The organism is Alicyclobacillus vulcanalis, assembly GCF_900156755.1.
Lineage (GTDB): Bacteria > Bacillota > Bacilli > Alicyclobacillales > Alicyclobacillaceae > Alicyclobacillus > Alicyclobacillus vulcanalis.
Map to the genome: position 1 here is coordinate 1 of NZ_FTOO01000003.1, position 18,658 is coordinate 18,658.

At 62.1% G+C, this 18,658-nt stretch carries 19 protein-coding genes; 8 read left to right on the forward strand and 11 right to left on the reverse strand.

What is annotated here, in order from left to right:
• Positions 1 to 187 precede the first annotated feature (187 nt).
• Positions 188 to 391, reverse strand: coding sequence for a heavy-metal-associated domain-containing protein (locus BW934_RS04115; protein WP_076345434.1), 204 nt, complete (start codon positions 389 to 391; stop codon positions 188 to 190).
• A gap of 61 nt (positions 392 to 452) precedes the next feature.
• The gene (locus BW934_RS04120) at positions 453 to 752 is read right to left on the reverse strand and encodes a metal-sensitive transcriptional regulator (protein WP_076345436.1); all 300 of its coding nucleotides are present in this window, start codon (positions 750 to 752) and stop codon (positions 453 to 455) included.
• 793 nt (positions 753 to 1,545) lie between these two features.
• On the opposite strand from BW934_RS04120, the gene BW934_RS04130 reads away from it, so the two are divergent.
• The 3 genes from BW934_RS04130 to BW934_RS04140 are packed head-to-tail and all read left to right on the forward strand — an operon-like array spanning position 1,546 to position 3,335.
• Positions 1,546 to 2,505: an Asp23/Gls24 family envelope stress response protein gene (locus tag BW934_RS04130; protein ID WP_076345936.1), complete on the forward strand. Its 960-nt coding sequence runs from the start codon at positions 1,546 to 1,548 to the stop codon at positions 2,503 to 2,505.
• A gap of 22 nt (positions 2,506 to 2,527) precedes the next feature.
• Positions 2,528 to 3,088, forward strand: a complete 561-nt coding sequence (gene amaP / locus BW934_RS04135; RefSeq protein ID WP_234969557.1) for an alkaline shock response membrane anchor protein AmaP — start codon at positions 2,528 to 2,530, stop codon at positions 3,086 to 3,088.
• Between the two features lie 55 nt (positions 3,089 to 3,143).
• A complete protein-coding gene (locus tag BW934_RS04140; protein ID WP_407639943.1) occupies positions 3,144 to 3,335 on the forward strand; it encodes a DUF2273 domain-containing protein in 192 nt (63 codons plus the stop codon).
• A gap of 58 nt (positions 3,336 to 3,393) precedes the next feature.
• Here the strand turns inward: BW934_RS04140 and BW934_RS04145 are convergent, their stop codons facing one another.
• Positions 3,394 to 3,768, reverse strand: a complete 375-nt coding sequence (locus BW934_RS04145; protein ID WP_076345442.1) for an Asp23/Gls24 family envelope stress response protein — start codon at positions 3,766 to 3,768, stop codon at positions 3,394 to 3,396.
• 224 nt (positions 3,769 to 3,992) lie between these two features.
• Here BW934_RS04145 and BW934_RS04150 point away from each other — a divergent pair, with 224 nt between their 5' ends.
• Together BW934_RS04150 and BW934_RS04155 are read left to right on the forward strand one after the other, a co-directional pair.
• Positions 3,993 to 4,487, forward strand: a complete 495-nt coding sequence (locus BW934_RS04150; protein WP_076345444.1) for an Lrp/AsnC family transcriptional regulator — start codon at positions 3,993 to 3,995, stop codon at positions 4,485 to 4,487.
• On the forward strand, positions 4,484 to 5,665 hold the full coding sequence (locus BW934_RS04155; RefSeq protein WP_076345446.1) for an aminotransferase class I/II-fold pyridoxal phosphate-dependent enzyme: 1,182 nt from the start codon (positions 4,484 to 4,486) through the stop codon (positions 5,663 to 5,665). The genes BW934_RS04150 and BW934_RS04155 overlap by 4 nt, the downstream gene beginning before the upstream one ends.
• A 49-nt stretch (positions 5,666 to 5,714) precedes the next feature.
• Here the strand turns inward: BW934_RS04155 and BW934_RS04160 are convergent, their stop codons facing one another.
• Both BW934_RS04160 and BW934_RS04165 read right to left on the reverse strand, forming a co-directional pair.
• Positions 5,715 to 6,980 (reverse strand): MFS transporter, encoded by a 1,266-nt coding sequence (locus BW934_RS04160; protein WP_076345940.1) that lies wholly within the window; start codon positions 6,978 to 6,980, stop codon positions 5,715 to 5,717.
• Positions 6,981 to 7,098: 118 nt separating this feature from the next.
• A complete protein-coding gene (locus BW934_RS04165) occupies positions 7,099 to 8,142 on the reverse strand; it encodes an NAD(P)-dependent alcohol dehydrogenase (protein WP_076345448.1) in 1,044 nt (347 codons plus the stop codon).
• Between the two features lie 192 nt (positions 8,143 to 8,334).
• On the opposite strand from BW934_RS04165, the gene BW934_RS04170 reads away from it, so the two are divergent.
• Positions 8,335 to 8,937, forward strand: a complete 603-nt coding sequence (locus BW934_RS04170; protein WP_076345450.1) for a TetR/AcrR family transcriptional regulator — start codon at positions 8,335 to 8,337, stop codon at positions 8,935 to 8,937.
• Between the two features lie 96 nt (positions 8,938 to 9,033).
• Here the strand turns inward: BW934_RS04170 and BW934_RS04175 are convergent, their stop codons facing one another.
• From BW934_RS04175 to BW934_RS04200, 6 genes are all read right to left on the reverse strand, one after another.
• Positions 9,034 to 10,404, reverse strand: a complete 1,371-nt coding sequence (locus tag BW934_RS04175; RefSeq protein WP_076345452.1) for an aspartate aminotransferase family protein — start codon at positions 10,402 to 10,404, stop codon at positions 9,034 to 9,036.
• 126 nt (positions 10,405 to 10,530) lie between these two features.
• On the reverse strand, positions 10,531 to 12,360 hold the full coding sequence (glmS, locus tag BW934_RS04180) for a glutamine--fructose-6-phosphate transaminase (isomerizing) (RefSeq protein ID WP_076345454.1): 1,830 nt from the start codon (positions 12,358 to 12,360) through the stop codon (positions 10,531 to 10,533).
• Between the two features lie 272 nt (positions 12,361 to 12,632).
• Positions 12,633 to 13,973, reverse strand: coding sequence for a phosphoglucosamine mutase (gene glmM / locus BW934_RS04185; RefSeq protein ID WP_076345456.1), 1,341 nt, complete (start codon positions 13,971 to 13,973; stop codon positions 12,633 to 12,635).
• Positions 13,974 to 14,058: 85 nt separating this feature from the next.
• Positions 14,059 to 15,264, reverse strand: a complete 1,206-nt coding sequence (locus BW934_RS04190) for a CdaR family protein (protein ID WP_076345458.1) — start codon at positions 15,262 to 15,264, stop codon at positions 14,059 to 14,061.
• Positions 15,261 to 16,082 carry a diadenylate cyclase CdaA gene (cdaA, locus tag BW934_RS04195; RefSeq protein ID WP_076345460.1) on the reverse strand — a complete coding sequence of 274 codons (822 nt, stop codon included), beginning with the start codon at positions 16,080 to 16,082 and terminating at the stop codon, positions 15,261 to 15,263. The genes BW934_RS04190 and cdaA overlap by 4 nt, the downstream gene beginning before the upstream one ends.
• A gap of 88 nt (positions 16,083 to 16,170) precedes the next feature.
• Positions 16,171 to 16,857: an SGNH/GDSL hydrolase family protein gene (locus BW934_RS04200; protein WP_234969559.1), complete on the reverse strand. Its 687-nt coding sequence runs from the start codon at positions 16,855 to 16,857 to the stop codon at positions 16,171 to 16,173.
• 152 nt (positions 16,858 to 17,009) lie between these two features.
• Between BW934_RS04200 and pdaB the strand changes: the two genes are divergently transcribed.
• Together pdaB and gerD are read left to right on the forward strand one after the other, a co-directional pair.
• Positions 17,010 to 17,762, forward strand: coding sequence for a polysaccharide deacetylase family sporulation protein PdaB (pdaB, locus tag BW934_RS04205; RefSeq protein ID WP_076345463.1), 753 nt, complete (start codon positions 17,010 to 17,012; stop codon positions 17,760 to 17,762).
• An 89-nt stretch (positions 17,763 to 17,851) separates the two neighbouring features.
• A complete protein-coding gene (gene gerD / locus BW934_RS04210; protein WP_076345465.1) occupies positions 17,852 to 18,523 on the forward strand; it encodes a spore germination lipoprotein GerD in 672 nt (223 codons plus the stop codon).
• Positions 18,524 to 18,658 lie beyond the last annotated feature (135 nt).

Here is an 18,658-nt window from a genome sequence, read left to right on the forward strand (position 1 = left end):
TGCAACGCGGGCTTTTTCTTGTCTCAGTGAGGTCTCTTCTCTTTTGCCTCGGAGAATCCTCCCAGAAGCAAACCCTACTCAAACTTTATACGCTCGGAAGCGGGATCGCGTGCCTCCAAGGCGCGCAACACAGAGGAAGATGATTCCATCCGCGTCGCCGATACATGGAAATGCGTGTGCGCCGAGTTTACTCGACGTCGTAGCCCGCCTCTTCGACGGCCGTCCGGATAGCCGACACAGGCGTCGAGTCCGCATGTGTGACGACGGCCTCCCCCTTCTCGAGGCTCACGTCGACCGACGTCACGCCTTCCACAGCCGAGAGCGCGCGCGTCACCGAGCGCACACATCCGTCGCACGTCATGCCCTTCACGCGCAGCGTGGTCGTAGCCATCGGATCACCTCCTCTCGCAGGAATCTCCCCTGAGCGGACGGCGGCTGGAACGATGGCCGCCTCAAAGCTTCGTGAACTGGCGAAGCACGTGAATGAGTTCGTCCACCTTCTCTTGTTCGCGATCCCGTTCCCGCAGCGCGTCGGCGACGCACCCCCGCGTATGCGACTCGAGAATGGACAGGCCCACCTGATGCAGGGCGCTCTTGACGGCCGCGATCTGAACCAGGATATCCACGCAGTAGCGGCCGTCCTCGATCATCTTTTGAAGTCCGCGCACCTGTCCTTCGATGCGGCGCAGCCGCCGGACGAGATCGCTCTTCATCGGTTCATAGCTGTGGGTGTGCGCATGTGTATCGTCCAACGAACACGCTCCTCTCCGTGAGGCCACGGGGGCCACGGCTCTTCTTTATCGTACACCAAACCCCCTCCGGGTATCCAGTCCGCATGGCGCGCGGACGGGTCGACGCGCGCACGGGACGCGTTTGCGCGTGCGCGCCCCATCATCTTCCGGTCCGGCGATTGCCTGGGTGTTTGGAAGAATGAGCGTAATCGACTTTTTTCGACAGGAAAGCTTGTCCTGGAAAGCGGATTGGTTTATGCTTCCGATAGGATACCTGTACTGGTACGGCATGCGCGATGAGCCTGCGTCCACCGTTGCCAGGCGGAGCAGATCCTTGGAAGGCCACAAACAGACCTCTTGCTCCTCAGAACTTCCTGCACCATGGCGCCACAGCCAGATTCGACACAACGCGTTTGCAACAAGAACGGCATGACACAGCGAGGTCGGCAGACAAACTCGTCTGCGGAAAAGATGCATTTACACGGAATGTATCTTTATACAATTTTATTTTCATTCATTCGTTGCTTTCCTTTTTAGATATCATTTGATACAATCGCACACAAACCAACTCTTCGTGAGAGGAGCGTGGTGCGTCGGCTCGAGTCGGTGTGACCATGGACACGCACGCGGCGGCCGCGAGGCGCCGGCCCGTGCGGCAAGCCCGGATACGCGGAAGGCATGGGGACGCGCGACTCACGCAGCTTCGACAAACGCGGATTACGCGATTGAAGAAACGCGTGCTCATCGTCCGATGCCGAACCTTGGATGTCGGGCAGGAGAAGACGTGATCGAGACTGAACAGGAGGGCGAAGCTATGGCGAACTTGGAATATACCCTGGCGGAGAGCGGGACCATCCACATCGCGGAGGATGTGATCCAGACCATTGCAGGCGTTGCCATGTCGGAGATCGAAGGTGTCGCGAAAATGGCGGGATCGACCATGAGTGGGCTGGCGGAGCAGATCACGGGCCGCCGCAACCTCACGCGCGGCGTGCGCGTCGAATTCTCCAACGAGGCGCAGTCGTGCACGCTGACCGTGCAGGTGGTCATGCGGTACGGCTATCGCATCCCGGATGTCGCTTCGCAGATTCAGGAGCATGTGCAGACCTCCGTCGAGCGCTACACCGGGTTGCGCGTGTCGGCTGTGAATGTCCATGTTGTGGGCCTGTCGCTGCGCGATGAAGACGAGGAAGGCGAGGGATTTGGATTGCCGGGTAAGGTTTCGAATCTGATTCAGCAGGGATCGGATCTGGTGAAGCAAGGGTACGACACGGCGAAGAGCAAGGTGCAGTCTGCGACGCAGGCGGCCAAGGAGAAGACGGCGGACGTGGTCGACACCGCAAAGGAGAAGACCCAGCAAGCGATGGAGGCCGCGGCGGAAAAGGCGCAGCAGGGGCTCGAGGCGGTGAAAGAGACGGCGCAGTCCGCTTATGACGCGACGAAGGACGCGGCCCAGCGCGGAGCTTCGGCCGTTCGAGACGCGGCTAGCCAGGCGGCCGACGCGGCGCGAAACGCGGTGGATAAGGCGGCGGATGCAACCCAGTCCGCGGTCGGACATGCGGCGGACAAGGTCAACACGACCGGCAACACAGCCGCGACGCCTGAGCAGGTCGACAGCGCAAAGCAGACGGTGAAAGAAGGCGTCGACGCCGCGAAAGACGCCGTCCAACGCGGTCTCGAACAAGCCAAACAGGCTGTGGAGCGCGGCACCGATGCGGCGAAGGACGCGGCGGATCGCGCGGCGGACAAGGCCAAAGATCAGATGAACAAGTGAAGGGCCACTCGAGAAAGGGGGAATGAAGGTGAATTGGTTTGATCGGCTTTTGCTATTCATCCTCTCCATTGTGTCCCTGATCCTCGGCGTCGCCGTGGTTCTGGTAGGCGCGGCTGTACCCGTGGGCTGGGCCCAGATGGAACTCACGCGCCAGCCGTACAATGACGTGACCATGGTGGTGGGCGCGGTCACCGCGCTCATCGCCATCCGCTTTCTCTTTTTCCGGCGCAAACCGCGCGATCCGAAGGTGGACTCGGTTTTGGTGACGGGCGATCACGGCCCCATCCGCATCGCGCATCAGACCATTGTGCAGCTGGCGAATCGCAAGGGCTCGCAGCTGCGCGGCGTATCGTCGTTTGAAACCGCGGTGCGCCACGGTCAGGGCGGCCTGATTCTCAACCTGCGCATGCAGGTCCTGCCGGACATCGACATCGCCGCACTGGCGCGAGAGGCGCAGACTGTGGTGAAATCGTACTTGGAGGAAACCACCCACGTGCCCATCGAGCGCGTGCTTGTGCAGGTCACGGAGCTTGGCGACGGGAACCGGCCGATGAACCGAGTTTGGAGTGGTACGAGTGCGTGAGTGGTTGCGGGAAGCTTGGGAGTGGGTGATATCCCTGCCTCATCGATACCATGGCTTGATGATCGGCGTGCTGGTGTGGATTGTCTGGATGATCGTGGGTTTTTGGCGCATGGTGTTGCTGGCGGTACTGGTCGCTCTTTTCTACGGGTTTGGCCGCGCGTGGGAGCGTGAAGGATCCATCGCGGGTATCGCCGAGCGCCTTCTGGCGTTCTTCGCGAACCGCGGGCGCTCGCGCGACGGTATGTGAAACGCCGCCGGGCGATGGCCCGGCGGCGTTTTCTCCTATCCTGTAGAACGGTAAGCGATTAACGGTTGCCTTCGCCGAAATCCACGCCTTGAACGTAGACGTGAATTTGGGTGTTATCCATACCGATGTACCGATTCAGCGCGTCCGCCACTCGCTCTTGGACGTTCACAGCAGTATCATAAATGTTCACGCCGTACTGCACGATGATGTAGAGTCCGACCTTGACGTCATCACCATTCGGCCCGATCTGGACGTCCACGCCGCGCTCGAGGTTTTCTCGCCGAAGCACCTCGTTCAGGCGGTCCATCACCTGGCGGCGCGGCGCCATGCCGGCCAGCCCAGGACATTCCAACGCGGCCATGCCCGCAATCTTTGCGACGACCTCTTCCGCAATCTGCACCTTACCGAGGCTGGTCTCCACCGTCTTCGGCATCCTATCACTCCTACAGGATTCATAACTTTCCTCTATTGTACCATGTATTTTGTCATGTCGCAAAGTCTTTTTGACCGAATTCAACCCAGTGATTCGCTCCCCTCGCCCCATCTCGGCGGTTGCACGCCTTTCATCGAAATCTTCCGGCACACTCGGCTCTTCTGTGTTACAATGGAAGGCACACGCGACTTCCGGTCACAACGCGGTCTACAGAGGAGAATCCTATGAACGACGCACTGAGCCTCAAGATCTGTGATCTCCTTCACGAGAATGCCAAACTCAGCTCCGAAACCATCGCTCGCATGCTCGGCGAATCGCCGGAGGTCATCGAGAGCACCATTCGGGAACTCGAGCAGGAGCACGTCATCCTGCGCTATTCGGCCGTCGTCAATTGGGAAAAGCTCCCTGTCAACCAAGTCACGGCCGTGATCGACGTCAAGGTGCTGCCGCAGCGAGAGGTCGGTTTTGACGCCATCGCCCGCAAGATCTATCGGTTTGAGGAAGTGAAATCCGTCGCCCTGATGTCCGGGGGATATGACCTGCAAGTGACGGTCGTCGGCCGCGACATCCGCGAAGTGTCGCGCTTTGTCTCCGAGAAGCTGTCCACGCTCGAAAACGTGACGTCCACGGCGACGCATTTCCTCCTCAAGACGTACAAGTCGGATGGCGTCATCTACGACGACACCGATGGAGAAAGGCGATTGATGATCACGCCATGAACACGCTGTATGATCGATTGTCGCCCGTCGTTCGTCATCTGCCCCCTTCCGGCATCCGCCGCTTTTTCGATCTCGCCAGTCAGATGCAGGACGTCATCTCGCTCGGAGTGGGCGAGCCCGACTTCGTCACGCCTTGGCACGTGCGCGAGGCGTGCATGTACTCGTTGGAACAAGGCTACACAACGTACACGCCGAATCGCGGATTGCCTGAGCTCTGCGTCGAGATCGCCAAATATCTGACGAAATTCGGACTTGCGTACGATCCGTCGAGTGAAGTGCTGGTGACCGTGGGGGGAAGCGAAGCCATTGACCTGGCGCTGCGAGCGCTGGTGTGCCCAGGCGATGAAGTGATGATTCCCGTGCCGACGTATGTCAGCTACAAGCCGTGTGCGCTTCTCGCCGGGGCCGACGTGGTGGAGATTCCCACGCGCGCGGAAGACGGGTTTCGATTGACGCCGGAGGCCTTGGAGCGGGCCGTGACGCCGCGCAGCAAGGTGCTGGTGCTTTGCTTCCCGAACAATCCGACCGGCGCTGTCATGGAGAAGGCGGACTTGGAAGCCATCGCGGACGTTGTCGTTCGCCACGACTTGTTCGTCGTTTCGGACGAAATTTACGCAGAACTGACATACGGAGGCCATCACGTCAGCATCGCGTCCCTCAAGGGCATGCGAGAACGGACGGTGGTCGTGAGCGGCATGTCCAAGGCTTATGCCATGACGGGCTGGCGGATCGGCTACGCAGCCGGGCCGGAACCCATTCTCTCGGCGATGCTCAAGATTCACCAATACACCATCATGTGTGCGCCGCACATGGCGCAGCGAGCGGCGCTGGAGGCCCTGCGCAACGGAGACGATGAACGGGATCGCATGGTGGAAAGCTACGACCGGCGCAGAAAGCTGATTGTCGCCGGGCTGAACGAAATCGGCTTGCCTTGCCACGAACCGCGCGGCGCGTTCTATGCGTTTCCAGACATCCGTTCCACGGGCCTCAGCTCGGAACAGTTCGCCGAGCGGCTGTTGCTCGAACAGGGCGTGGCCGTCGTACCCGGCAACGTGTTTGGCGATCCCGGCGAGGGGTTTGTGCGCTGTTCGTACGCCACGTCCGTAGCGCTCATCGAGGAAGCGCTCCGCCGGATGCGGGCGTTTGTGCAAAACCTCACGTATCACCCAGTGCGATGACACCGGGCTTCATGGGCGTCACGCCAAGCGCGGTGTGTCTGGGCCTTGCTCAGAGGGTCTCCTGCACGGCGATGACCCTGGAACGTCTCGCGTCGCGCGCCAGGAGCACCCCCGCGAGGCCCACCGCGGTGAAGAGGACCGGAATGGCGAGTCCGAAGTGAAAGCCAAGGACGCGATCGGCCGGAACGTGGTCGAGCACGGCGCCGAAGGCCGATGGCAGGAGCACGGCGCTGACGAAGCCGCCCATGTTGGCGAAGCCCGATACCACGCCGACGCGCTCCACGGGGAAGGTCTGCCGCGCGATGGCGAAGGTCAAGGAACTCCCGCCGTTGCCAAAGCCGATGAGCACGAGCGAGAGCAGCACCAGGCCGAGCCAGGGGCGCGGGCCGGCGGCAAACCACAAAAGCCAACTTGCGAAGGTGACCGCGTGCACCAGGGTGTACAGGCGCTTCGGACGGCCCAAGCGGCTGGCCAGCCAGCTCGTGACGGGCCCACCAGCCATGGCGCCAAAAAGCCCCAGCATCAGAATGGCGCTCGCCGCCGATCGCGGCATGTGAAACACCTGCATCAGGTACGCGACGCCCCAGGAGCCCATGAAGCCGACGTATGTGCCGACGAGCCCGAAGTGGCACATCGCGAGTGCGTAGGCCTGACGAGACGTAAACGTCTCCCGAATGGCGGCGCGGACGCTCGGGGGACGCACCGGCTCGCCAGCTCGAACCGTGGGAGTCGCGAACATTCGCCTCGGCCGCCGCACGAGGATCTCGTACAAACCTGCGGCGACGCAAAACAGCACAAGGCTCACGGTGATAAACAGGCTGCGCCAGCCCCAGGCGTGGATCCAAAGCGCGTACGGCACCGTCGCAGTCAGCGACCCCAGTCCTGCGGCGACGCCGATGATGCCGAGCAGCGCGACGAACTCTTGTGCTCGAAACCACTCATTGATGACGGCGACGAGGTTGACGAAGATGGTGGCATCGCCGACGCCGACGAGAAACCGCGCTACAAACAAGACCCACGTGTGCGTGGCGACGCCCGTCGCGAGCGTACCCAGCGCGTTCGTCAGCGTCCCGAACATCAGGAATCGGCTGGGGCCAAACCGATCCGCCAAAATGCCCACCGGGACCTGGAGCAGCGCGTACGCCATGAACTGCATGCTGTCCATCAGGCCGAGGAGCCCCGCCGAAACGTGAAATTCGCCCATCCACTGGTTGGTCACCAATCCAGGCGCGGTCCGTTGACTGACGATGAGGTAGTACGCGGCGAGCGCCGTGAAAAGGACTGCCCACCGGTAGGGGCTCTCCTGCCGGGTCAATACGCTCACTCCCTCGATAAACGCGAGAAAACGGAGGCCGGTGCCGGTGCCTCCGTTCTCCAACCATCCAGGTTCCATTGTAACGCGCAAACGACCTGCGGGCTAGCAACGCCCAGGATCAGCCGCGCATCGTGCTGATGTCGATGACGAATCGGTAGCGCACGTCGGACTTCAGCACTCGCTCCCACGCCGCGTCGATCTCGTCCGCCGAAATGACCTCGATTTCCGGCGTCACGCCGTTCTCGGCGCAGAAGTCGAGCATCTCCTGCGTCTCGCGGATCCCGCCAATGCAGGAACCCGCAAACGTGCGGCGCTGCCCGATGAGCGCAAAGGCGTTCACTTCGAGCGGCTCCGGCGGCGCGCCGACGTTGACGAGTGCGCCGTCCGTCTTGAGAAGCGCGAGATACGCGCTGATCGGAATTTTGGCCGAGACCGTGTTGATGATCAGATCGAAGCGGCCGGCGAGATCGCGGAAGGTCTGCGGGTCGCTCGTCGCATAATAGGCCTTCGCGCCAAGCCGCAGCCCGTCTTCCTTCTTGCGCAGCGACTGGGAGAGCACGGTGACGTCTGCGCCCATCGCCTTGGCAAGCTTGACCGCCATATGACCCAGTCCGCCGAACCCGATCACCGCCACTTCTTTCCCCGGGCCCGCCTGCCAGTGGCGCAGCGGCGAATACGTCGTGATCCCCGCGCAAAGAAGCGGAGCGGCCTTGTCCAGCGGCAGCGCGTCTGGGATGCGGAGCACAAAGTCCTCCTTCACGACGATGTGCGTGGAATATCCGCCCATGGTGTACTGGCCGTAGCGATCGATGCTGCCATAGGTCTGGATGTTCCCCTTGACGCAATACTGCTCGTCGCCCCGGCGACAGTTTTCACATTCGCCGCATGAGTCGACCATGCAGCCGACACCGACGCGATCGCCGGGACGGAACTTGGTCACCTGCGTGCCGACGCGAGTCACGACTCCCGTGATCTCGTGGCCTGGCACGAATGGGTATCGAACTTCACCCCACTCGCCTCGGGCGGCGTGAATGTCGGAATGGCAGATGCCGCAGTACTGAATTTCGATCAGTACATCGTCCGGCTGAAGTTCCCGCCGCTCGATCTCTATGGCGTGAAAGGGACTCTCCTTGCTCAGTACTCCGCGAGCCTTGACCTGCATCGTCCCGACCTCCTCTGTCCATGCGATACGGATGTGAAATACGACGCATCCGTGTATCATTGTAACGTAGGCCGTATGCCTGGCCATGGACAGATGGCGCACCCGTGTGCATTACTACTCACCCAGGCAGGATGTGTTTCCTACGGGCGTTTCCTACGGGCCAGACTGCGAGCACGTGAGGAGGGGATGCGCGTGGACAGGCGCGTGCAAAAATCGCGGCAGGCCATCCGCGATGCCTTCGTCGAGTTGATGAAGGAAAAGGATTTCGATCACATCACCGTGCAGGACATCTCGGAGCGGGCCAACGTCAGCCGAAAAACCTTCTACCTCCACTTTCTGGACAAGTACGACCTGCTCGATCGCATCATGGAAGAAGCGATCCGAGAGATGGACGAGTTCGGGCAGTGCGTGTGCGACCTGGACTGGGTCCCGGCGACCGAACACTGCTTTCAGTATCTGGCGGATCGTTACGACTTCTTCGGCATCATGTTGACCCAAGCAGGCGCTCCGTATTTTCGGCGCCGGTACGTCGAGTCCTGCATGGCCTCCTTCACCCGCGAGATCCGGCGCGTCGTGGGCCGCGATCCATTGCCGGAAGAGGACGCCATCCTGCAGTTTGTCGTCAACGCGTACGTCGGCACTGTCGAGTGGTGGCTGCAGCAGGGCATGCCCTATTCCCCGAGTGTGATGGCGGATCGCGTCGGACGGATGCTTGAGGCGGTGTACGACAAGCTCCCCGCTCTGTCGACGAACGTTGCGAGGCCGAAGCCAACACAGCAGATGCGGCTGGCATAGCGCCCGGACGTCGCGCCGCGGTGGACATCCGGGCGCCGCTGTGTCGAGAGCTGCAGCCCAGCCCGCGCGCAGCCCATGCCCGCCGCACCGACACTTTCACATGAGCGCATCCAAGGCGTCGCCCAGCACGTCCACCATATGGCGAACCTCTTCCTCCGAGACGACAAAAGGCGGACACAGCGTGATGACGTTGTGGCCCCCGGGCGTGGTATCCCCCGTTTTACCGACGATCACGCCGCGTTTGCGGCACTCGGCCACGACCTGAGAAGCGAAGGCGGCTGTCGCGGGCGTTTTCGCGTCCCGGTCCTCGACGAGCTCGACGCCGGCCAGAAACCCGAACGAACGCACGTCCCCCACCGCAGGCAGCCCGCGAAGGCGTTCGAGCTCTCGCGCAAGTGCGTCGCCGAGATCGCGAGCGCGATCCACAAGGTGTTCCGATTCCATGATGTCGAGCGTGGCCAGCGCCACCGCACAAGCGGCTGGGTGGCCGCCAAACGTGTTCACGTGGCGAAGGTGGGCATGCTCGTCGTCGTCGCGCGCAAACGCCGCGTCATAGAGATCTTTCCGAACCGCCGTGGCGGCAAGCGGCAGATACCCACTCGTGATCCCTTTGGCCATCGTGACGATGTCCGGTTTCACGCCCAACCGCTGGTGGCCGAAGGGCGCTCCGGTTCGGCCGAAGCCACAAATGACCTCGTCTACGATCAGCAGAGCCCCGTGCCGATGGCAAATCTCCTCCGCAGCCTTCAGATAACCCTCGGGCGGAACGAGAACGCCGCCGCCGGTGATCACCGGCTCCAGGACCATCGCAGCGACGGTCTCGTCCATCTCCCAACGCATGACGTCGTCGATGTGATGGGCGCACTCCAGTCTGCAGGAAGATGGCGTACGGCCAAACGGACAGCGGTAACAATCCGGCGGAGGAACGTGCACGAAACCCGGCGCCAGCGGCTCATAGCGGTACTTCCGATCAAATTGTCCGGATGCAGCAAGCGCGCCCATGGTGTTGCCGTGGTACGCGCGATAGCGCGAAAGGATTTTCCATCGGTGGGCTTCCCCTCGCTGCGCATGATATTGGCGCGCGATTTTGAAGGCGACCTCATTGGCCTCCGAACCGCTGTTGGAAAAGAACACGCGGTACTCGGCTCCCAACCACTCGTTGAGCCTCTCAGCCAGTTGAATAGCCGGAAGATGCGTATGCGTGAGCGGGTAATACGGCATCGTGTTCAATTGCGCATAGGCCGCCTCTGCGAGTTTCGGCTGGGAATAGCCGAGATTCACACACCACAACCCGGCCATGCCATCCAGGTAGCGCCGTCCGTCGAGATCGACCACATAGGCCCCCTCTCCGGCCACGATGGCGAGCGGGTTTTTCGCAGCTTGATGCGTGACCATGCCATGCCACACGTAGCGCCGGTCCATCTCCATCCACGAAGATACGCCGCGAAGAGCTTCGTCAAGAGCCATGAAGGATTCACCTCGCCATATCCATTCTTATACTGCAGACAAGACAGACAAAATAGACAAGTCAGACTCGGCATGGTGATTCAACGGAAAACAGGCGAACCGAGACCCCCGGTTCGCCTGTCTTGTTCACTCCACAGTCACGCTCTTCGCCAGATTGCGCGGTTTGTCGACGTCGTTTCCACGCGCCACAGCCGCGTAGTACGCCAAAAGCTGCAACGGAATCACAGCTGCCACCGGCGCAAGCAGCGGCAAGGTCTTCGGCAGATAAATCACCTCATCCACCGTCTTCTCCAAGTCCTCGTTGCCCACCCAGGTGAGCCCCAGGACAAATGCGCCGCGCGCCTTCACCTCGACGATGTTCGACAGCGTCTTCTCGTACAGTTCCGGCTGCATCGCGAGGGCAATGACCGGAACTCCATCCGTGATGAGCGCCAACGTGCCGTGTTTCAGTTCGCCCGCGGCATAGGCCTCCGCGTGGATGTAGGAGATTTCCTTAAGCTTCAACGCGCCTTCAAGCGAAACGGCGTAATCGATCCCGCGGCCGATAAAGAACGTATCGTGCGCGTCCTTATACCGTTTGGCGAATGACTCGATCTGCGGCGCCGTGTCCAGCACCTGCTCGACGACCTGTGGCAGATTGTCGAGCCCCGTGAGCACCTCGCGCGCCTCGTCCGCCGTGAGCGTTTGCCGGCTCATGCCCAACCGCACGGCCAACAGGTACAGCGCCACGAGCTGCGTCGTGTACGCCTTGGTCGACGCCACCGCAATCTCAGGACCTGCCCACGTGATGATGGTGCTGTCGGCCTCGCGCGCCGCCGAGCTGCCGACGACATTGGTGATGGCAACCACCCGCACCCCGCGCTTCTTCATCTCCCGCATGGCCGCCAGCGTATCCGCCGTCTCGCCCGACTGCGTGATGGCGATGACCAGCGTCCGATCCGTCACGATGGGATTCGCATACCGGTATTCTGAGGCGATCTCGACATTGACCGGGATCCGCGCGAACGCCTCGATCGCCGCCTTCCCGACGAGCCCCGCGTGCCACGACGTCCCGCACGCGACAATGTGAATCCGGTCAATCGCCCGAAGGTCTTCGTCCGAGAGACCCAGTTCAGGAAGCTCGACGCGGCTGAAATCCTCCGAGACCCTTCCGCGCAAGGTATCCCGCACCGCGCGCGGCTGTTCGTGAATCTCCTTCAACATGAAGTGCGGGTAACCGCCGCGCTCCGCGCTGACCGCATCCCACGTCACGTGGTAGACCTCTTTCTTCACGGGCTCGCCGTCCATGTTGAAGCACTCGACGCCGTCCCGGCGCAGGACCGCCATCTCGCCGTCCTCCATCACGTAGATGTCGCGCGTGTATTCGAGGATCGCCGGGATGTCCGACGCGACAAAGTTCTCTTTCTCGCCCAGGCCAATGATCATCGGGCTCGCGCGGCGAATCGCGACCAATTCATCCGGGTGATCCTTGCCCATCACCACCAGCGCGTACGCGCCACGGATTCGCTTGCCCACGGCGATCATCGTCTCGAACAAATCGCCGTTGTACATCTCCTCGATGAGATGTGCGACGACCTCGGTGTCCGTTTCCGACCGAAACTCGTGTCCCAGCGCGATCAACTCATCACGCAGGGAGAGATAGTTTTCCACGATGCCATTGTGCACGATGGCAAACCGGCCGCTGCAGTCCTGATGCGGATGTGCGTTCTCGTCCGACGGCTTACCATGCGTCGCCCACCGCGTGTGGCCGATCGCGACCTGACCTGAGAGCGGCATCTCGGCCAGTTTCTCCTCCAAGTTCGCCAGGCGTCCAACCGCCTTGACGATGCGGATGTTCCCATCCGCGAGCGCCGCCACACCCGCAGAATCGTAGCCGCGATATTCCAACTTCGCCAAGCCGCCCACGACGACGTCTTTGCCATTCCTCGGGCCGATATAGCCAACAATTCCACACATGAAATTCAGTGTCCTCCTTCATCCGATCTGCTCGCCTTTGTCCCACCGGTCGCCCGGTGGATTTCAGGCTTCGCTTGCGGCGCGATCGGACGGGCACCGGGAGGCATCCGCCGAATCTTTCGCCAACCTCCTCCGCGTCAACTCGACACCTCGCCGAGTCCAGGCGCTTTGCATGCGCTGCGTACCAGATTCACAGCCGCATGTGACATTCTACGAGAAAAAGCCCCCCCGGTTCCTCGCCAGGCATCCCTCCCTTCCCATTGCGCCCACGTTTAGACGCCGAGCTCCGCCTCAATGACCTGGACGATCTCGCCAACCACGCGGCGCAGGCTCTTCTCGTCGACGCCCTCCACCATGACGCGCACGAGGTTCTCCGTCCCAGACTCGCGCACCAACACGCGGCCGCTGTCCCCGAGCTCCGCCTCCGCCTTCTTCAGCGCCGCTTGGATGGCCGCGTTGTCGCGCCAGGCGCGCTTGTCGCGCACGCGCACGTTCTCCAAGATCTGCGGATACCGCGTCATGACCCGCGAGAGCTCCGACAAGCGTTTGCCGCTCTCGACCACGGCTTCAACCAGTTTCACGCCCGTCAGCATCCCGTCACCCGTCGTGGTGTGATCCAGGAGAATGATGTGTCCGCTCTGCTCTCCGCCGAGCGACGCGCCCTCCTCGCGCATCCGCTCCATCACGTACCGATCTCCCACCGCCGTGCGCAGCACGGTGATGCCGAGATCGCCCATGGCCTTGATGAAGCCGAGGTTCGACATGACCGTGGCCACGACCTTATCCCCGCGCAACTCTCCCTTTTCCTTCATCGCGCGCGCGAGAATGGCCATAATGAAGTCGCCATCCGCCACCTCGCCATTTTCATCCACCGCGATGCAGCGATCCGCGTCGCCATCAAAGGATAGCCCCAGGTCCGCTCCGTGCTGGAGCACCGCGCGCTGCACGATGTGCGGGTGGGTCGATCCGCAGTCGACGTTGATGTTCACGCCGTCTGGATTCGCATGAATGACGATCACGTCCGCGCCCAGGCGCCGAAACACCTCAGGCGCGATGAACGACGCCGCCCCATTTGCGCAATCGAGCACCACCTTCACGCCGTCGAAGCGCACGCGCGCCGACTGGACCAGAAAGCGGATGTACGCCTCGGCCGCGGGCTCATCGTACATCCGGCCGACGCCGTCCCCAATGGGCCTCGGAAGCTGATCCTCCGCCTCCGCCAACAGCGCCTCCATGCGCTCCTCCATCTCGTCGAGCAGCTTGAACCCGTCCCCGCCGAAAAACTTGATGCCGTTGTCCGCCACCGGATTGTGGGATGCCGAAATCATCACGCCCGCATCCGCACGGAGAAGCCGCGTCAGGTAAGCGACGCCTGGCGTCGAAATCACGCCGAGCCGCAGCGCGTCCACGCCCGTCGACAGGATCCCACTCACCAGCGCCGTCTCCAACATGTCACCCGAGATGCGGGTGTCCTTGCCCACGACAATGCGCGATCCCGGCCGCCGCGCCGTCAGAACATACGCGCCAACGCGGCCCAACCGAAAGGCCAATTCAGGCGTCAGTTCCCGATTGGCGACACCGCGCACGCCGTCCGTGCCAAACCATTTGCCCACCCATCCACGCTCCTCTCACAACGCAAACATTGTGCCACAGAAGCCGATTCGTGCAAAGATGCAGTGTTTGGCGGACCGGCGCGGTCTATGGCACCGCCTCCACCGTGGCCGTCCGCACAGAGACACTCACCGCCGACAGACCGGACGGCAGCCGAATTTGAATCGGCAGCGTCGCCGAGCCATGTGTCAACCCGGTCGCGTCCACAAACGCCTGCACCGCGGCCGGATCCCTCTCCACCGCGCGCACGTCGGCCTCGATCCCCGTCACCGTGACATTCACGGTCCGAGGCGTCACCAGCTTGACACCCGTCGCGCCCGTGATGGCCACCGGGACGTTCGAAACGGTGTAGACGGCGGACGGCTCCACGTCGATCACGGCCGTCACTGCCGTGGGCGAAACGCTCGTCATCCCCGGCAAAAGCGGCACCGGGACCGACACCGTCGTGGGCCGGTTCAATCCAGTGACGTCGATGGGCACGAGGAGCCCGCGCTGCGGAAGCTGGCTGGCCGCTAGCCCCTGTTCCACAGCGCTCGCGGGCTCCAGGTGCACCGAGGCGACGGCGTATCCAGGCGCAGGGCTGCCGGTGACCGCAGGCGTCAGCTTCACCGCCTGATTGGCGGACGTGATCGGCAGCGTGACCGAAATCGCGGATGGCGTGACCGTCACACCCGGCACCGCCTTGCCCGCTTGGTCAAGCGGCAACAACTCGACGAGCTTGGTCGCCGTCTGCGACAGGCCGCTCGCGTCCACGACGCCCGCCACCTCGGCCACGGCCTGCACACTGGATTCGGCGCCCGAGACCTCGACGACCCCCGCGCCGAGCTCGGGCTTGCCGAGGACATATCCCTGCCCTGGCGTGCCGACCACGTTCACCCGCACCGTTCGCTCCACCGTCACTTTGGGCTCCAACGTCACCGTGATGGTGGAAGGCGTTAGCGTGTACGATCGCACCCCTGCAGGCATGTTGACGGCCGCCACGTGCAACGTGTACGTGCCCGGGCCCAGATTTTCGGCGTCCGCGACGATCTCGGCTTTCATCATATCCGAGGCCAGCGTCGGCAGGCTCAACAGGTTCGTCGTCACCCGGGCGGTGATGGTCGGAACTTGAGACACCAACACCTCGTCGGCCGAGGTTTCCACCCGCACCGGCAGCTCGAACGACTCGGTCACTCCCGTGGACGCGGAGGACCCCGACCCCTGCTCCGCGTGCACGGCGAGCCAGAGAATGCACGCGAGGACGAGCGCGATCAGGCGAAGCGCCACCTTGTTGTTCAGCAGCCTATCCATCATCGCGACTCCGCCTTTCGATTCCAGAAGGAAAGCGCGCCCGTCTTTTGAGGGACCACGAGCCGCATCAACAACTCGTTCAATCGCTCCTCATCCAGGTGCCCGTGCATGACGCCGTCCACACACACCGACACCTGGCCTGTTTCTTCCGACACAATCACGCTTACGCCGTCCGACTGCTCCGTGATCCCGAGCCCCGCGCGGTGACGTGTGCCAAGCTGCTTGTCCAGGCTCCGGTTTTCCGTGAGCGGAAGCACGCAGCCAGCGGCCATAATCTGCGTTCCCCGCACGATCACGGCCCCGTCGTGCAACGGCGTGTTGGGAATGAACAGGTTGATGAACAGCTCCGTACTCACGCGCGCTTCGAGGCGCGTCCCCGTCTCAATGTATTCGTTCAAGCCCGTCTGGCGCTCGATGACGATGAGAGCGCCCGTCTTCGTCTTGGCGAGCACCTGACAGGCCTTGACGATCTCGCTCACGGTGTGAACCATGTTCGGTTCCTCGTGCAGCAGAAGCGTGAAGTTCCACAGGCTCCCTCGGCCCAATTGCTCGAGCGCACGCCGAAGCTCCGGCTGAAACACCACGGGAATGGCGAACAGCCCGATTTCAATAATGCGGTTCAAGAGCCAATTGGATGCGGACAGGTTGAACAGGCTCGACACCATGGTGACCACGACGACGACGATGACACCCTTCAGGAGCTGTACCGCCCGTGTCCCTCGAATCAGAAGCAGCAAGTAATAAATCATAAAGGCAACGAACAGGATGTCGATGACGTCCTTGAACCCAAAGTCACGAATTGCGGCGAACCACGCGTCCATAGCCAGCCCCCTGCCCGTCGGGGAGTCTCGTTCCCATTGTTTCCTACCCGAGCCCCCGAGTCAAGACAGCCGCTGCCAGATGCCGCGTTTAGGCCCGACGCGCTGCGCGCCCGCTCGCCGCCCTTGCGCGCTCCTTGGAACGCGCCCGCTGCAAAGCCTGAAAGAACGACTTGGCCAGGGCCTCGTGACCCTCGTCCGTGGGATGAATCGGATTGCGGAACAAGCGCAAGTCGCGGAATTGACCGCTCCGATAGTGCTCGACAAATTCCTGTTCGTGGCCGCGAAACGCCTTGTAAGCCTCCACGACAACCAGGCCATGGCGAAGGGCGATGCGACGGACGCGATCGTTATAGGCCTGGGTGACATCCTCGGCCAGCGAGAAGTTGGGAAAGGGATTGTAGAGCGTTGCAATGCCAAACGTGCTGTGCGGCCGCTTGCACCATTCCACGAGCCGCTCCACGTCCTCCTCCGTTCTGCGCATGACGTCCTCGAGGACGTCCCTGCGGTGGGTCAGGAGCGCCGGTGCGCTGCGCAACAGGTCGTTGCCGCCAATCATGAGCGTCACAATTTCAGCTTCTTCCACGATACAGGCGGGAAGGTCCTGGAGCGACTTGAACAGTTGCCTGGCCGTCCACCCGGGTTTGGCCTGCACGTGCAGCGTCGTCCGCATCTGGCGAGCAAACCGGGCGCGAAGCCGGTCCGCAAAGCGCTTCTCCGGGGCACTCGCACCATAGCCGTATGTAATGGAGTCGCCGAGCGCGAGCATCAGCATCATCATCGCCTCCTGGGTGAGTCGCTGATCGTAAGCTATGGGCTTTGCCTGCGATTGGTCACAAGAGGTGCCCAGTCCCCATCGCGCGCTTCCGAGGGAATACGCAATGCGGAGGGTGCAAACACTGCAGGCAGATTCACAAGGGAGGTTGGCAGATGCTGAGCTTGTGGAAGCGAATCCGAACGGGAACACTCTCACTTCTGGCTGCATGCGCGTGCGCGCTGTCGGCGATGGGCGCTGGGGCAGGATGGGTGCATGCGGCTGAGTCCCAAGCGCAAGCCCCAAGGGCCATTTACAAGGTGGACACGAAGGAAAAGGTGGTCGCTCTCACGTTCGACATCTCATGGGGGCACCGCACGCCCGAACCGGTTCTCGAGACACTCAAGAAGTGCGGCGTGACCAAGGCGACGTTTTTCCTGAGCGGTCCTTGGACCATGCACCACGCGGACATCGCAAAGAAAATCAAGGCGATGGGCTACGAAATTGGCAGCCATGGGTACCTGCACAAGGACTATTCCAATTACCCGGACTCTTGGATTCGAGAACAGGCGATGCTCGCAGACAAGGCCATTCAACAGGTCACTGGGGTCAAGCCGAAGCTGTTCAGGACGCCAAATGGCGACTTGAATCCGCGCGTCATCCGCTGCCTGACGAGCATGGGCTACACGGTGGTCCAATGGAACACCGATTCGCTTGACTGGAAAAACCCAGGCGTCGACGCGATCGTCAACCGCGTCACGAAGCGCGTGGTGCCTGGCGATATCATCCTGATGCACGCGAGCGACTCGTCCAAACAGATTGTGGAGGCCCTGCCGCGCATCATTGAATCGCTTCGGCAGCAGGGCTACCGGTTCGTCACCGTCTCCGAGCTGTTGGCGGGCGCCAGCGTTCAATCCAAGGTCCAGTGAGGGTGTGCGGCGGGCCGCCACGCCTGGGGATAGACCTGCCTGGAGCGTCGCATACTGACGATAAACCGGGTGTTGAGGAGGGGCTTTGCGTGAAAAACAAGCTTGCGCGCCTCGTGGCTATCGGGCTCGCGGCTCTCGCCGCCACTGGCTGTGGCATGAACGCCGGGGCTGACGTGAGCGCAAGCGGAGAAGGCGGAGGCGGAAGCTACGCACAGACCAAACAGATGGTCGTGGACATCCTCAATTCGAAGGAAGGCCAGCAGGCGCTCTTGGATACCCTGAAAAACCCGGAGTTCAAAAATCAGCTGATGGCCTCGCCGGACGAGGTCAAGCAGGCGCTCACGGATTTCATTCAGTCCAAACAGACACAGTCGTTTTTGACCGAGGCTGCCAAGGATCCGCAATTTGCAGCAGCGCTCGCCAAGGCCGCGCAGCCCGAACTGAAGGACACGGTGGAGAGCCTGATGAAGGATCCGAACTTCCAGCAGGATATGCTCGTGCTTCTGCAATCGAATGAGTTCATGAAGTCGCTCCAAACCATGATGCAGGGGCCCGAGTTTCGCTCCGAGCTGCAGAAGGTGATCCTCCAGACCCTGGCGTCGCCCACCTTTCAGGTGCAATTCCAACAGACCGTGCAGGACGCCGTGCAAAAGGCCATGCAGGCAGGACAGGCCACAGCGGGTGGACAAGGACAAGGAGAAAAGGGCGGATCGCAGGACAAGTCGAGCAACTCGTCAGAGGAGTCGGGTTCGTCCTCGTGAAGACCTCAAAGGGCTGGACCAAGCAAAGCGGCACATGGGCGCGAGACGTGAATGGAACCACGCGCGCATGTGCCGCTTGACGTGTTGTCGAAGCCCCCGGCCCTCCCGATGGGGCCAGGGGCTTCAAATGCGGTG